Source organism: Lysinibacillus sp. NPDC093712 (assembly GCF_050280025.1).
GTDB lineage: Bacteria > Bacillota > Bacilli > Bacillales_A > Planococcaceae > Lysinibacillus.
Map to the genome: position 1 here is coordinate 455,834 of NZ_JBNNUU010000002.1, position 12,283 is coordinate 468,116.

General features: G+C 35.5%; 17 protein-coding genes. 6 read left to right on the forward strand and 11 right to left on the reverse strand.

The genetic code is table 11. From position 1 onward, the window contains the following. The first annotated feature begins 51 nt into the window (after positions 1 to 51). The 5 genes from ACQKNX_RS09775 (at position 52) to ACQKNX_RS09795 (ending at position 3,516) form a co-directional block, all read left to right on the forward strand. Positions 52 to 444 (forward strand): hypothetical protein, encoded by a 393-nt coding sequence (locus tag ACQKNX_RS09775; protein ID WP_427428714.1) that lies wholly within the window; start codon positions 52 to 54, stop codon positions 442 to 444. A gap of 111 nt (positions 445 to 555) precedes the next feature. Beyond that, positions 556 to 1,449, forward strand: a complete 894-nt coding sequence (locus ACQKNX_RS09780; RefSeq protein ID WP_427428715.1) for an NADH dehydrogenase FAD-containing subunit — start codon at positions 556 to 558, stop codon at positions 1,447 to 1,449. Further along, entirely contained in the window at positions 1,433 to 2,170 is a 738-nt protein-coding gene (locus tag ACQKNX_RS09785) for a hypothetical protein (RefSeq protein ID WP_427428716.1), read from the forward strand. The genes ACQKNX_RS09780 and ACQKNX_RS09785 overlap by 17 nt, the downstream gene beginning before the upstream one ends. After that, a complete protein-coding gene (locus tag ACQKNX_RS09790) occupies positions 2,167 to 2,865 on the forward strand; it encodes a hypothetical protein (protein WP_427428717.1) in 699 nt (232 codons plus the stop codon). The genes ACQKNX_RS09785 and ACQKNX_RS09790 overlap by 4 nt, the downstream gene beginning before the upstream one ends. A 12-nt stretch (positions 2,866 to 2,877) precedes the next feature. Further along, positions 2,878 to 3,516, forward strand: coding sequence for an ABC transporter ATP-binding protein (locus ACQKNX_RS09795; RefSeq protein ID WP_427428718.1), 639 nt, complete (start codon positions 2,878 to 2,880; stop codon positions 3,514 to 3,516). A gap of 438 nt (positions 3,517 to 3,954) precedes the next feature. On the opposite strand, the gene ACQKNX_RS09800 is transcribed toward ACQKNX_RS09795, so the two are convergent. The 10 genes from ACQKNX_RS09800 to ACQKNX_RS09845 form a co-directional block, all read right to left on the reverse strand. After that, positions 3,955 to 4,149, reverse strand: coding sequence for a helix-turn-helix transcriptional regulator (locus tag ACQKNX_RS09800; RefSeq protein ID WP_024362980.1), 195 nt, complete (start codon positions 4,147 to 4,149; stop codon positions 3,955 to 3,957). Between the two features lie 15 nt (positions 4,150 to 4,164). Further along, entirely contained in the window at positions 4,165 to 4,668 is a 504-nt protein-coding gene (locus ACQKNX_RS09805) for a DUF6773 family protein (protein WP_427428719.1), read from the reverse strand. Positions 4,669 to 4,883: 215 nt separating this feature from the next. Then, positions 4,884 to 5,234, reverse strand: a complete 351-nt coding sequence (locus ACQKNX_RS09810) for a VOC family protein (RefSeq protein WP_427428720.1) — start codon at positions 5,232 to 5,234, stop codon at positions 4,884 to 4,886. A 70-nt stretch (positions 5,235 to 5,304) separates the two neighbouring features. Further along, positions 5,305 to 6,093 carry a lipid II flippase Amj family protein gene (locus tag ACQKNX_RS09815; RefSeq protein WP_427429182.1) on the reverse strand — a complete coding sequence of 263 codons (789 nt, stop codon included), beginning with the start codon at positions 6,091 to 6,093 and terminating at the stop codon, positions 5,305 to 5,307. 119 nt (positions 6,094 to 6,212) lie between these two features. Continuing rightward, complete coding sequence (locus ACQKNX_RS09820) at positions 6,213 to 7,514, reverse strand: alpha/beta hydrolase family protein (RefSeq protein WP_427428721.1); 1,302 nt, start codon at positions 7,512 to 7,514, stop codon at positions 6,213 to 6,215. A gap of 174 nt (positions 7,515 to 7,688) precedes the next feature. Further along, positions 7,689 to 8,123: a DUF3021 family protein gene (locus ACQKNX_RS09825; protein ID WP_427428722.1), complete on the reverse strand. Its 435-nt coding sequence runs from the start codon at positions 8,121 to 8,123 to the stop codon at positions 7,689 to 7,691. A gap of 12 nt (positions 8,124 to 8,135) precedes the next feature. After that, positions 8,136 to 8,420, reverse strand: coding sequence for a LytTR family DNA-binding domain-containing protein (locus tag ACQKNX_RS09830; RefSeq protein WP_427429183.1), 285 nt, complete (start codon positions 8,418 to 8,420; stop codon positions 8,136 to 8,138). After that, positions 8,339 to 8,572 (reverse strand): hypothetical protein, encoded by a 234-nt coding sequence (locus ACQKNX_RS09835; RefSeq protein WP_427428723.1) that lies wholly within the window; start codon positions 8,570 to 8,572, stop codon positions 8,339 to 8,341. Before ACQKNX_RS09835 ends, ACQKNX_RS09830 begins: the two co-directional genes overlap by 82 nt. 239 nt (positions 8,573 to 8,811) lie before the next feature. After that, positions 8,812 to 9,705 (reverse strand): deoxyribonuclease IV, encoded by an 894-nt coding sequence (locus tag ACQKNX_RS09840; RefSeq protein ID WP_427428724.1) that lies wholly within the window; start codon positions 9,703 to 9,705, stop codon positions 8,812 to 8,814. A 12-nt stretch (positions 9,706 to 9,717) separates the two neighbouring features. Then, positions 9,718 to 11,019, reverse strand: a complete 1,302-nt coding sequence (locus ACQKNX_RS09845; RefSeq protein WP_427428725.1) for a DEAD/DEAH box helicase — start codon at positions 11,017 to 11,019, stop codon at positions 9,718 to 9,720. A 283-nt stretch (positions 11,020 to 11,302) separates the two neighbouring features. Here ACQKNX_RS09845 and ACQKNX_RS09850 point away from each other — a divergent pair, with 283 nt between their 5' ends. Then, positions 11,303 to 11,482 (forward strand): hypothetical protein, encoded by a 180-nt coding sequence (locus tag ACQKNX_RS09850; protein ID WP_427428726.1) that lies wholly within the window; start codon positions 11,303 to 11,305, stop codon positions 11,480 to 11,482. A 151-nt stretch (positions 11,483 to 11,633) separates the two neighbouring features. Here the strand turns inward: ACQKNX_RS09850 and kdpC are convergent, their stop codons facing one another. Continuing rightward, on the reverse strand, positions 11,634 to 12,275 hold the full coding sequence (gene kdpC, locus ACQKNX_RS09855; RefSeq protein ID WP_427428727.1) for a K(+)-transporting ATPase subunit C: 642 nt from the start codon (positions 12,273 to 12,275) through the stop codon (positions 11,634 to 11,636). Positions 12,276 to 12,283: the final 8 nt, after the last annotated feature.

A 12,283-nucleotide genomic window follows, 5' to 3' on the forward strand; every position in this document is an offset into this window, starting at 1 on the left:
TGTTGCTTTCAGTTTATTTTCAGCCAAATACAATGAAGGAGTTGGTTTTTTATGAAGAAAAGACTAGCAACAACAGTTTGTGCTTTAGGTTTATTGGTTAGTGCAGGTATAGCAAGTGCAGGGACGAGTGCTATCACCTATGCGAAGGAACTGCCGAAATTTTCAGGTGATATTAGTTTAGCAACCGGAACAAAAGACAATACTAGTCAATCAAAAGTAGAAAACGCTATAGTTGATAAAAATTATACGGCAAATATGTGGATTGTGGATGCTAAAGGAGCAAAAGTATCTCCAACAACTACAAGAGTAATGGATAATGATACACGGCTGTTTACAGTAGATCAAAGTGCTGTTGGCGGCAATGTAACTCTTGTAGCAGAAAATTCAAAATTCGCCCTTTTTGAAGTAAGTATTTCAGGAAGTTTTTATCCAGACACACGATAATATAGCATGCACAATTTATACTTTAACAACATTGATAGTAATTCTTTTATTAGCATTATTGATAGGGTTGTCTCTGCTGGACGGCCCTATTCTTTGAATAGGAGGATATCAATGCTTATTGAATATAAAAAAATGTTTAAAAATAAAAACTTTTATCTTAGCTTTTGTGCCTTATTATTAGTTGTTGTAATTGCTGTGCTTATAGGTGTAAAAGAACATAAAGAAGAATATTTATTAACAGAGAGACTTTTTAATCAACGATATGAAAAACCTATTGTTGATGATGTGCTCAATTTTGTATCTCCGCATAAACAATGGCTCGGTTTTACTAATAATTTTCCATCTGATTTGTATTATTTTCTTTATCCATTGTTGATTTCAATTGCACTCGTGGATTCCCTTTATCGTGAAAGAAAAAGTGGCTATCAACATTTTATTTTTATGCGCATGGATAGACGGAAATATTACACTGCAAAGTTTGCTACTACTTTTCTAACTGCCTTTTTTATGTTCGTACTGCCACTATGTTTTGGTGTAGTACTTGTTAATCTATTTACAAATCATTGGGACTATACGGCCTATGCTAATATTTATAAAAGGTTTGTAGACGGAACATTGGCAATACCCGATAATGCATTAAGTGTTTTTAAAGGCGATATTCAACCTCTTTTTTCGGATTTACTAAGCATGTCTCCATATGCATATGTTGCTGTATTTTATATTATCGGAGGATTGTTTGCTAGTGCGTATGTTGCAATGGGACTAGCACTTTCTATGTTTATTAAGAATTATTATTTAATAATTTTTATGCCACAAATTTTTTATACAAGCATTTGGTTTTTAGCTGCCAATAACCCAAAATGGGTTCCATTTTACTTTTTAGCTCCGGAAGGTATACATGGAGACAACTCCATCTCTATTATGATTATCGAGTTTCTGTTGCAAATTTTCATTACATTTGTCATTTACTTGATTGGGATGAAAAAACATGAAGATGTTTTATAAGTACTACACCTATTGTCTAAAGGATATTCGCTTAAAATGGATGCTTTTTTGGATTGTAGCCATTTTTATGATAATGCTACAGATGATTGCAGTATTCCCAATCACGTCAGTAGTAACCACATGGCATACGCTGAAAGACTTTATATTAGCCTCTCGTTATGAAAATTTCTATACCCTATTATTTTTAATATTATTAGCGCCTTTTTCATCTAAAGACAATGATTGGCTATTGCTTAGAAGATATCGTCACCGACAGCAATTTGCCACTTATAAAATTTGCTTCGTTTTTATCGTGACTGCGTTTTTTTCAGCGATTGTTTTTGGAAGTAGTATGTTGAGCACAGCGCTAGCAAAGTGGCTATTCTACCCCTATATCACAAATTACAGTGCCCTATTATTATATGTGCCTGAACCTAAAGAAAACGGTTCATTGCTTTACTTTATGTATATGTTTTATTGTGTTACGGTTATTTGTGGTTTGCTATACATAGTGCTCCAACAGCTACTTAGAAATAATTTTATTAGTGCGATTTTAGTTATGGTGCTTTTTATGGTTGATAAAATCACAATACACATTGTACCTATTTTCTTTTATAAAAGTGAATTAACGTCACCTATAAGTACATTCTTTATACTAATTGCCGTTATGGTATTGTTAATCAATACCATTCATTATTTAGTCAATAAACTAGACTTTTACGTGCGAGATGATGATTCATGAGGACATTTTCGTTAGAGTGGAAACTACTGCGAGAAGATGCTCTGAAAATTAGTTGTATTTGTATTGTCTACCCATTGTTAACTACTCTATTGCTACTCTATATGACATCACTTTTTGATGGCATGACATTACGCCAAGCATTTACTGCCCTTTTGGGACAAGTGGAGAAACTTACTTGGATGTACTGGACTTTGCTATGGTTTGGTTATGTGCTTTTAATTCAAATTATTTGGAAGCCTCGCTCCACTTCTTTTTCATACAACATGCTATTACGCTATCCAAAAAAAAGCTGGTTTTGGCTTAATCGGCTGCTAATCCTACTTATATTCACTGCATGCTATGTCGCAATGACTTATATCATGAGCTTTTTCCTTTTTTTAAAAGCTCATGTGGCGCTACAATTTGATTTCTTAATTGTTCTACAGGCATTGTTTCTGTGCATCAATATGTACTGCCATGCATTGCTATGGAAAATCGTCGAATTATTGCTATCAGCAAAAATAGCCGCTATTTCGCTAATTGTCCTATTTTTTGCAGGTATTAAACAATCCGTTCCCTATATTCCTTTCTATTATGGGCTAATGGGAAATTTCGAGGCAAATATGTTCGCTGTCATTTTAGTTATGGAAGGTCTATTTATTTGTCTTTTGAGTTTATTCATAGTTCGAATCGGGTTAAAAAATGATTACGATTAGGGAGGTTACGATATGTCGATTGAAGTATCAAACGTTTCTAAGGTGATTAAAGGAAGGACTGTGCTACAAAATATAAACTTTCAGCTAGAACGAGGGAAAATCTATGGCTTCGTTGGCCATAACGGTTCAGGGAAATCGATGTTATTTCGCGTTATTTGTGGCTTAGTAAAACCGACTGTCGGAACCGTTAAATTATTTGGAGATGTGTTACATCAGGATATTTCGTTTCCTAAAAGTGCAAGTGTAATCCTTGAAAAGCCTGGATTTTTAGAGCATTATTCAGGGTTCTCCAACTTAAAATTTTTAGCATCGATACGCAATCAAATTACCGACCAGGATATAAAAGCTACGATAACAAAAGTAGGTTTAGACCCCGAAGATAAACGACCAGTTAAAGCATACTCACTTGGGATGAAGCAAAAACTAGCGATTGCTCAAAGCATTATGGAAGCACCCGAATTAATTTTACTAGACGAGCCAATGAATGCTTTGGATGAAGATTCTGTCCAAAATGTTTATAACATTATTAACGCGGAAAAACAGCGAGGTGCTACCATATTATTAACTTCACATAATAAAATCGATATTGAGTCTCTATGTGATCAAGTATATAAGCTGCGTGAAGGTGTGTTAACGGAAATCCCCGTCTGACTTAATCTTTCGTATTCAGTTGATTGAGCGGAAAGCGCCCGCCCGTAACGGAATTCCCCCTTCGTTCCGCGGAATTAGCTCCTCGCATCGCGGAATTCTCACCCTGTTCCGCGGAATCACCTTCTCGCGCCACGGGTAAATCTCTTTTGCGCGAATGAATCACCATACCATTAGTACGAATAGTTATTTGAAGCGAAGGGCGGGCGACTCCTGCGGGAACGCACAGAACGTAAGACGCAACAGACCGCGCGATAGCGAGGGTTGCGGCTTACAGTGTGCCCGCGGAAAGCGCTCGCCCGTAGAGGAAATCAACCGCAGTATTTAAGGCTGTAATTTTTCTTTTCTTTCATAACAAATACCGTAATTTAAACTTTTGATTTCCCTCAAATATAGTAAACCTCCACTTTGACAAAGTTCAAAATGGAGGTTTTCTTTAACTTACTCTTCCCAAAACAATTCATCCAACGTTTTATTTAACGTTTTACAGATTGCAATACATAAGTTTAATGTCGGATTATATTTACCTACTTCAATTAAACCAATCGTTTGTCGAGTTACCCCTACTTTTTGTGCTAAATCTTCTTGTGACAGATCATGTTCTATTCGAGCCATTTTTAAACGGATATTTTTCATGCTTATCACCACTTGTTAATCTTCTAAATTTTTTTGTACGACTTGATCACTTTTCTTTTTAGCAGCCATATACGATAATCCCAAAAACCCTGCAAAAAATGGCACATATATAAGTAGAGATACTAAAAAGACAACGAAGAAATATTCTATTGCTTGTTGTGTGCTGTCAGCATAATTGAAAGCACTGTTAAGTCCTAACATAATTGCAAAAACTAAACCAAATGCAACACCAAAAAGTACATTTTTTGTTCCTAATTTGACTTTGCTATTACTATCGTGAACCTCTATTTCATCAGTCAATATGCCAAGATAAGCCGTTCTAACATAATAATAGACAGATGATATAAATATAATCAACCACTCTGTTATTACATTATCCAAGGACACACCCATTTTAAAGAATTTAATTAAGATTGATATTGAACATACAATCATGATCAATACATAAACTTCTTTGTATATTTTATTTTGTAAATTTTTCACACGTTCATCAACTTGCTTCTTCTGTCTTTCAGCCATAATTTGCCTCCATTCGTTTTATTAATTTTATTATATAAAACAACATTGCTTTTTGCAATATATAAATTGCATTAAGTTAATTATAATTTACAAAATGCAAAATGGGTTCTTCTAAAGACATGAAAAAGGCACATCCTCTTGTGGAAAATGTGCCTTAAAAATTCATTTTTTAAAAATGTCCATGTTGCCTGTTAACGTTAGGAATTTCTATTCGTTTACTTCTCCCATAGCTCAATTCGTCTGCCCTCTGGATCTTCAATCCAAATGAAATTTCCAAATTCACTAACCTCTTTTTCCTTTACAAAAGGAACACCCAATTTTTCTAGATGTTTAATACTGTCATCTAAATTTTCAACTTGGAAGTTTAACATCACTTGTTGATCTAATGGAAAATAGCGATCCTCTTGGGTAAAGAAAGAAAAAATCGTTTCATTGTCTGCTTGTGGTGTAATAATGGCACCATTCCAACCTTCAATTTCTATGTTTAAAACTTTACTGTACCATTGTTTAATATCCTCTAAATTTTTAGTTCTCCAAAAGATTCCTCCAAAGCCCTTTATATTCATAAAAGTCACCTTCCTATCCAATCATTATTCATTTAAATTCTCGTTTTAAAAGTGAATTCCTTCTTAGCGATTAAGTAATAAGCTTCGCAAACCAAGCAACATAATGTGCCCCAGGTATAAATAAAGCTTGCGCCAAAATGGTTCCTAAAAATCTGGATGTCATCATCATAACAGACGCTCTTTTTAAATCTAAATAGCTACCTCGCTTGTTAATCACATCATCAGCAAGTATTGAAATTTTAGGATCAATAAAAATAATTAACAAAATCGTCGCCATACCATTGATTAGTCCAGACGCCATAACAGCAGTGTTACTTAATTCGGGTACTAATAACCCAGCATATAAAGCTGATAAAACACCAATCGTATAAATGGCTGTAATGACAATGTTAGTGACAAATAATTTTACTGGAATATCTCGTAAGCCAATTCCCTTTAAATACGAAAAACTTGGCTTACGAATATGTTTAATTCCACGTCTTACATATTCAAGCGTAAATCCTTTTTTCAATAAAGCTGGGATTGACCCTCTTTCCTCAGCCAAATGGATGATCCCTCGCGAAAAGATGGCTACGAACGTTGGCAGTAATAATATCCCTAGTAGAGTTCCTACCGATGCCGCTCCAATAATAATACGATACTGGTTTTCTACATAGGCTAACGCATTGTCAGCAGGAGCTGTATCCACCAAACTTCCTGTAAATGGTTGCTGCATCATATTCGCTAGCCTCGAAACCATTACCATTACATTAAAAAGCGATAAAGCTGAAGCTAGCAACCTTACACGTGCTCCTGATAAACGGACTGCATACGCAAGGGTTTCGATTGAATGAATGATGAGAATAAATAAAGCAATCATCATTAATTTTTCTGTTACAATTTCCACTCTCTATACCTACTCTTAACTTTCCAATTATTTTACATGTAGACGTTTGATGACCAAAATGGTTCCGCCTTCTGCACGCTACTGATAAAAAATCAATATGTCTCTTCAGGAGTAAAGTGGCCAATGCCTTTTAATTCAAAGTCAAAAAAGTTAAGAATGAGTTCATTTTCAGTTTCAATTGCGTAATATTTATCAATGTCCGCTTTTCCACCTTGCAACATATTTGCAAGTATAGGAGAGAAAAGTGGTAAATCAGTTAAGCTTAAATGTTTTGCTCCTTGAAAATGAACTGTATATGCATCTTTAAAATGGATATTGGCAGGTTTGTTCGCTATATAAATCGAGTTGCTGTCGAGTTGCTTCCAAACATCGTCCGAATAAATATTAAGTAGTGGTGTTGTATAGTCTTCCCCTCTTGCCACAAAATCATCAATTTCTTTCTTATAAACTAGCTCACTGAAGAATGGGGCATCGATATTGACAACTGCCTGAACATCTTTACGTTCTCCGCCAAGCCAAACGCTTGCAGCACCCCCCATTGAATGGCCGAATACACCTATTTTCTCTATATCGATAGCTTGATAAAGGGGATCATTGTCACCTTTAGTTTCTAAACGTATTGTATCAATGACAAAATTCATATCGTCTGTTCGAAGCTTCATCCATTTTTGAATAAGACCATAAACTTCTTCCTTCGTGTATATGCCTTCTTTATTTGAATTACTTACTTCACTGTTAAAACCTTTATCAATAAGTACCTTTGTTCCATCATCTGAAACAGTATAAAAAGAATGGTACGGATGATCAATTGAAGCGACTACATATCCATGGCTTGCAAGTTCAGTATAGGTAGACGTATTGCTTGATCTTATACCGTTTGCACCATGTGAGAACACAAGGAGTGGGTATGATTTATCGGCATTTTTTGGATACCAAAACTCCACATTAACAAATCGGTTGTCACCCTTATCAGTAAATTCCTCAATACGATTTTTGTCTTTATATGTGTAAGTAGCTGTTGCAACTTGATATGTGCCAGTCACTTTTGGTGATTTATATTGAGGAAAAACAATTGCAGGTGCACTTGCTATGCACAGTACCAATATCGTTACAATAGTGTTCCATATTATAAATGAAGTTTTGTATTGCCTATTTCTCTTGTTATACAACAGAGAAATTATTCCCATCACTGCAAAAATGAAAAGTACAATTGTAAGCATCGCCCAGCTGAAATTCCATTCAATTACCGATGAAGGGAGAAGCATTACAAAAGTAATGAATACAGCAACCCTTACCCAATTCTTCATTTTTTTATGGTTTTGCTTTGTCACCATACAGTAAATAGCAAACGCAATCTCGAAAATTAACATGATTAATAATAATAAAGTCCCCATAGTCGTTACCCCTTCTTCCGATTAATTTTTCATGAACTCATCATAAGAAATCGATGAAGGGAAGTATATAGAAAAACAGTAAGTTGTATCTACAAGCAAATAAGATGTAAAAAAGCGGTAAGCTATATGCTTACCGCTAACTATTTTTTGTAGGAATACTGCTAATTTATTATTTTATTGGGCAATGTCTTTTTTAAATGCCTTTAGTTTTTCGTTGATTTTTTGGGCTTCTTTTTTATCATTATTCCATGACAGTAGACGAACAAAAATATAGATGAATGCAATTTGTAGTGCCAAAATAATGACCTCTGTTGCAGTGTTTACAATATCCAAGCCACAAGCGAGGGCAATTAATAATAGTTCCAGTGTAAAAAAATGAAGAACAATTCTTATACGCATTTTCGTCTCACTTATATCATGAGCTAGATACAACATTAATCCTAATAATGCACTTAAAAATGAAAATGCCATAATAATATAGATTGATATTAAATCAAACGCTAATTCAGGATAAAAGATTTGACGTAAAATAGTAATAATAATGATGATGGATGCGAAGATGATTAAGAAATCTTTAACGATCTTTTGCACAATTTCGAAAAACTTCATATTAACCTCCTATTACAATCCTAGCATTTTTTTAAGGACAGGCACATACTGCCTTGATACAACAAGACGTTCCCCATTATCAAGTACCGCTACGAATCGGCCACTTATAGACGGGTGAATAGATGCAATTTTAGCTATGTTTACTATTGTTGATTTGGATGCCCGAAAACAATGAACTTCTTTGCATACCTCTTCTAATTCATATAGCTTATGTTTTACCTCAAAAATATTATCCTTGCAGTAACTAAAAACCTTTCCATCAACTGCTTCGAAATAATAGATGTCTCTAACATTAATTCGGTGAACGCCATCATTTTGATATCCAAGTATGAGGGGGGTTCAGTTTTCAGCTTGTTAACAATTTCGAGTATTTCTTCATCTACCTCATGGCACCTAATAAGTATTTCTTCTATCAGTTCTTTGCTTATTTCTTCTATTGAAATTTTCATAAGATCATCCTCTAAAAGTGCTGTCTTTCAGATTGTCTCATTTTAATATATCAATTTACAATACAATATTAACGAATACCTTCCTACATTTAACAATTCAAAGAATATGTCTCGTTTTTGCAAGATATTTTTCGGATGAATTTGGACTCTTAGAAAGTGGAAAGTGCTTATTTCCATGTTTCATTACTAAAAAAAACCGTAGACAAACACAAATCTCTCTGCGTTTGTCTACGGTTTGATTATCCTCGTAAGGCGTCAATAAGTTCAGGTTTATATTCGCCACTACGTAACATTTCAATTTCATATTTATACGGTGCTGTTTTTGATTTAGCATCACTGTTTAATGCAACAAATGGTGTTTCTAATATTTTGGGCACGTCCATCAATTGAGGATGGTGGACTACGTAATTTAAAGCATCAAATCCGATATGCCCAAAGCCAATATTTTCGTGACGGTCTTTCCCTGCGCCACGAACGTTTTTTGAATCATTTATATGAAGGACCTTAATACGATCCACACCAATAATCTTATCGAACTCGTTTAACACACCATCAAAATCTTCGACAATATTGTAGCCAGCATCATGCGTATGGCATGTATCAAAGCAAACAGAAAGTCGTTCATTATGTGTAACACCATCAATAATTTTGGCAAGTTCATCGAAAGAACGCCCACACTCTGTTCCCTTACCTGCCATTGTTTCTAATGCAATTTGCACGGGAAAGTCTTGTGAAAGCACTTCATTTAAACCTTCAATAATTTTGGCAATACCTGCATCTGCTCCTGCGCCTACATGTGCACCAGGATGTAAAACAATTTGTGTTGCTTCCAATGCAGCAGTGCGCTCAATTTCTGATTGTAGGAAATCTACACCAAGACGGAAGGTTTCAGGTTTTTCAGTGTTTGCAATATTTATAATATATGGGGCGTGCACGACAATATTTGTCATGCCATGCTCTTTCATGTGTAATAGACCATTCATAATATTAAGATCTGCAATTGGTTTTCGACGCGTGTTTTGTGGAGCACCCGTATAAATCATAAAGGTATTCGCACCATAAGAAAGAGCTTCTTTACTAGAGCCGAGTAGCATTTCTTTACCGCTCATTGAAACATGTGAGCCAAGTAACATATATATGCCTCCTTATTTTTTGCCGCGTGCTTTTATGCGACGTTCGCGTTTTTTAATCTTTTCCATTTCCCATTTCATATTACGTTTGTAGCCTGGTTTTACTTTTTTCGGCTTACGCACTAAAGATTTTGCTTTTACATCAATTTCATTTTCGTGCTTCACTCGGTTTTTACGCGCATGACGTTCTTTTAGTTCAGACCATTCACCATCTTTGACATCTTTTTGTTCAAACGGAATACCCATTTTCTCAATGCGCGCTAATGCGTCCTCGTCTGAAGGCTCAAATAATGTAATCGCCGTTCCTTTATTGCCTGCACGTGCTGTTCGTCCAACACGGTGAATAAAGAATTCTAGATCTTCTGGAATTTCATAGTTAATGACATGTGAAATTCCTTGAATGTCGATACCACGCGCAGCAAGATCTGTTGCCACGATATATTGAAACTCTAAATCGCGAACTTGCTTCATCATTTTTTTACGATCACGAGGGGTTAAATCACCATGAATTTGACCACAGCGAATTCCTTGCTCGTTTAAATAGCCAGCAACATGCTCTGCATTTTTACGTGTATTCGTAAAAATGACCGCTAAAAATGGGTTAATGCCTTCAATGACATCTAGTAAACGTTTGTTGCGTGATTTCGAACGAACAGGCACAAGCACAAAATCAATACCTTCTGCTACTGGACGTTTATCGTTCATATGAATGTGTACAGGTGCATCCATGTATTTTTTTAGGAATGGCTGTAAACGTTCTGGAATTGTTGCAGAGAACACGAACATTTCAAGCTTTTCTGGCATTTGAGAAGCAAAGCCATCAATCTCTTCGATAAAGCCCATATCGAACGCTAGGTCCGCTTCATCCACAACTAAAATTGGTGCCGTATGCACAAATAACGCTTGAGCTGAAACAAGGTCACGAATACGTCCTGGTGTACCAACAACGATTTGTGGTTGCGTTTTTAACTTATCAATGGAGCGTTGTTTGTCCGTACCCCCAATAAATAATTTCGCTTGAATCTCTGTTCCTTCTATTAATTGATTTAACGCATCAAAAATTTGTTGAGCAAGCTCTCGTGTTGGTGAAGTAATAACAGCTTGTACTTCTTGCTTGTCAACTTGAATGCGTTGCACGATTGGAATAAGGAAACTATGCGTTTTCCCTGTCCCTGTATGTGCTTGACCAATCGCACTTTTCCCTTTAAGTATTAGCGGAATAATTTCCTTTTGTATTGGTGTTGGTTCTGTGAAGCCAAGCTTTGCAATTGCGTCCTGCAAAAATGGCTGAAAATTATAATCAGTATATTTTGACATAATTCGTTCCTCCTTACATCTTTCCCATTGTACCATGATTCGGCCTTTTAGGTATGTTTCCGTACCATTAACATAAGCATTTACAATATTCTCTTGTTTTTTTCATCGATGCAACGCTAACCCTTAACAAACTTACTTTAATTGCGGCTATTATGCAATGAAAAATGTAAAGTGTGAATAATGAAAAAGATTTAATGGACTTTTTGAATTTTTTATGTCAATTTTTATCCAACTAATAATTTGAATAGTTTCCACAGGCTGAAATAGAAGAGGAGGTTGATAGATGATGAAAGCAGCAAGATGGTATAAAGCAAGAGATATCCTTGTAGAAAATATTGAAGAGCCTGCCATTGCACATGGAAAAGCAAAAATGAAAGTACATTGGACAGGAATTTGTGGGGTGATTTACATGGGTATGCAGCTTGGCCAATCTTTATTGCATTCGAACAACCCCTTTATTTAAGTAAAAGCGTTAATGCAAGAGAAAAATCATATTAAAATTCTTGTTAACTCACAAGGATAGAGCTTCGCTTCATTTCTTTTACAAGCAGATAGAGAAAATTACGCTATGCCCTTTTCTCTATCTGCCCGTTTAAATAAATGCTTCGTATCTCCTATTCGTATTGCTTCATCTTTTTGAAAATATCTAAATTCGCCATTAAAAAGTTTACTTTCTCTTCTCCAAATACACCGAGCGCGCGTCCTTCTGTATTAACATCTACAATTTCTTCAATTTCCTTTACTGACAGCCCACTTGCATGTGCAATTCGGTTAATTTGAATTTGTGCTGCTTGCACACTAATATGCGGATCTAAACCCGACCCTGAGGCTGTCATTAAATCAGCAGGAATCTCTTGTCGTTTTACTGTTGGATTCGCCTCTAAAAATGATTGAATGTCATCATCTATTCGTTTTATTAATTCTGGATTGGACGGTGCATAGTTGAAGGTTCCTGAGCTAACTCCTCCATAAGCAGTTGCGCCATATTCATCTGGTACAATATCTTCCTTTGCATATACATTATAATTAATAGAAGAAACACGCCCCAAAAAAAATGCTGGTGATGTAAAGGCTTGCCCTAGCAGTTCTGAACCAACAGCTTTGCCATCAACTTCAACAATGCTACCATTTGCCTGCTCATTAAATAGCCCTTGTGCAATGCCAGTCACAGTAAAAGGATAAATCAAACCACATAATACAAACATTGTTAATGATACAAATAATGCTTGCTTTGCGCTGTTCCAAAATCTATTCATGTCATTTT

Coding starts and splice junctions, on each gene's coding strand:
- ACQKNX_RS09775 (WP_427428714.1), top strand. CDS start 52: ATGAAGAAAAGACTAGCAACAACAGTTTGTGCTTTAGGTTTATTGGTT.
- ACQKNX_RS09780 (WP_427428715.1), top strand. CDS start 556: ATGCTTATTGAATATAAAAAAATGTTTAAAAATAAAAACTTTTATCTT.
- ACQKNX_RS09785 (WP_427428716.1), top strand. CDS start 1,433: ATGAAGATGTTTTATAAGTACTACACCTATTGTCTAAAGGATATTCGC.
- ACQKNX_RS09790 (WP_427428717.1), top strand. CDS start 2,167: ATGAGGACATTTTCGTTAGAGTGGAAACTACTGCGAGAAGATGCTCTG.
- ACQKNX_RS09795 (WP_427428718.1), top strand. CDS start 2,878: ATGTCGATTGAAGTATCAAACGTTTCTAAGGTGATTAAAGGAAGGACT.
- ACQKNX_RS09800 (WP_024362980.1), bottom strand. CDS start 4,149: ATGAAAAATATCCGTTTAAAAATGGCTCGAATAGAACATGATCTGTCA.
- ACQKNX_RS09805 (WP_427428719.1), bottom strand. CDS start 4,668: ATGGCTGAAAGACAGAAGAAGCAAGTTGATGAACGTGTGAAAAATTTA.
- ACQKNX_RS09810 (WP_427428720.1), bottom strand. CDS start 5,234: ATGAATATAAAGGGCTTTGGAGGAATCTTTTGGAGAACTAAAAATTTA.
- ACQKNX_RS09815 (WP_427429182.1), bottom strand. CDS start 6,093: ATGATTGCTTTATTTATTCTCATCATTCATTCAATCGAAACCCTTGCG.
- ACQKNX_RS09820 (WP_427428721.1), bottom strand. CDS start 7,514: ATGGGGACTTTATTATTATTAATCATGTTAATTTTCGAGATTGCGTTT.
- ACQKNX_RS09825 (WP_427428722.1), bottom strand. CDS start 8,123: ATGAAGTTTTTCGAAATTGTGCAAAAGATCGTTAAAGATTTCTTAATC.
- ACQKNX_RS09835 (WP_427428723.1), bottom strand. CDS start 8,572: ATGAAAATTTCAATAGAAGAAATAAGCAAAGAACTGATAGAAGAAATA.
- ACQKNX_RS09840 (WP_427428724.1), bottom strand. CDS start 9,705: ATGTTACTTGGCTCACATGTTTCAATGAGCGGTAAAGAAATGCTACTC.
- ACQKNX_RS09845 (WP_427428725.1), bottom strand. CDS start 11,019: ATGTCAAAATATACTGATTATAATTTTCAGCCATTTTTGCAGGACGCA.
- ACQKNX_RS09850 (WP_427428726.1), top strand. CDS start 11,303: ATGATGAAAGCAGCAAGATGGTATAAAGCAAGAGATATCCTTGTAGAA.
- kdpC (WP_427428727.1), bottom strand. CDS start 12,275: ATGAATAGATTTTGGAACAGCGCAAAGCAAGCATTATTTGTATCATTA.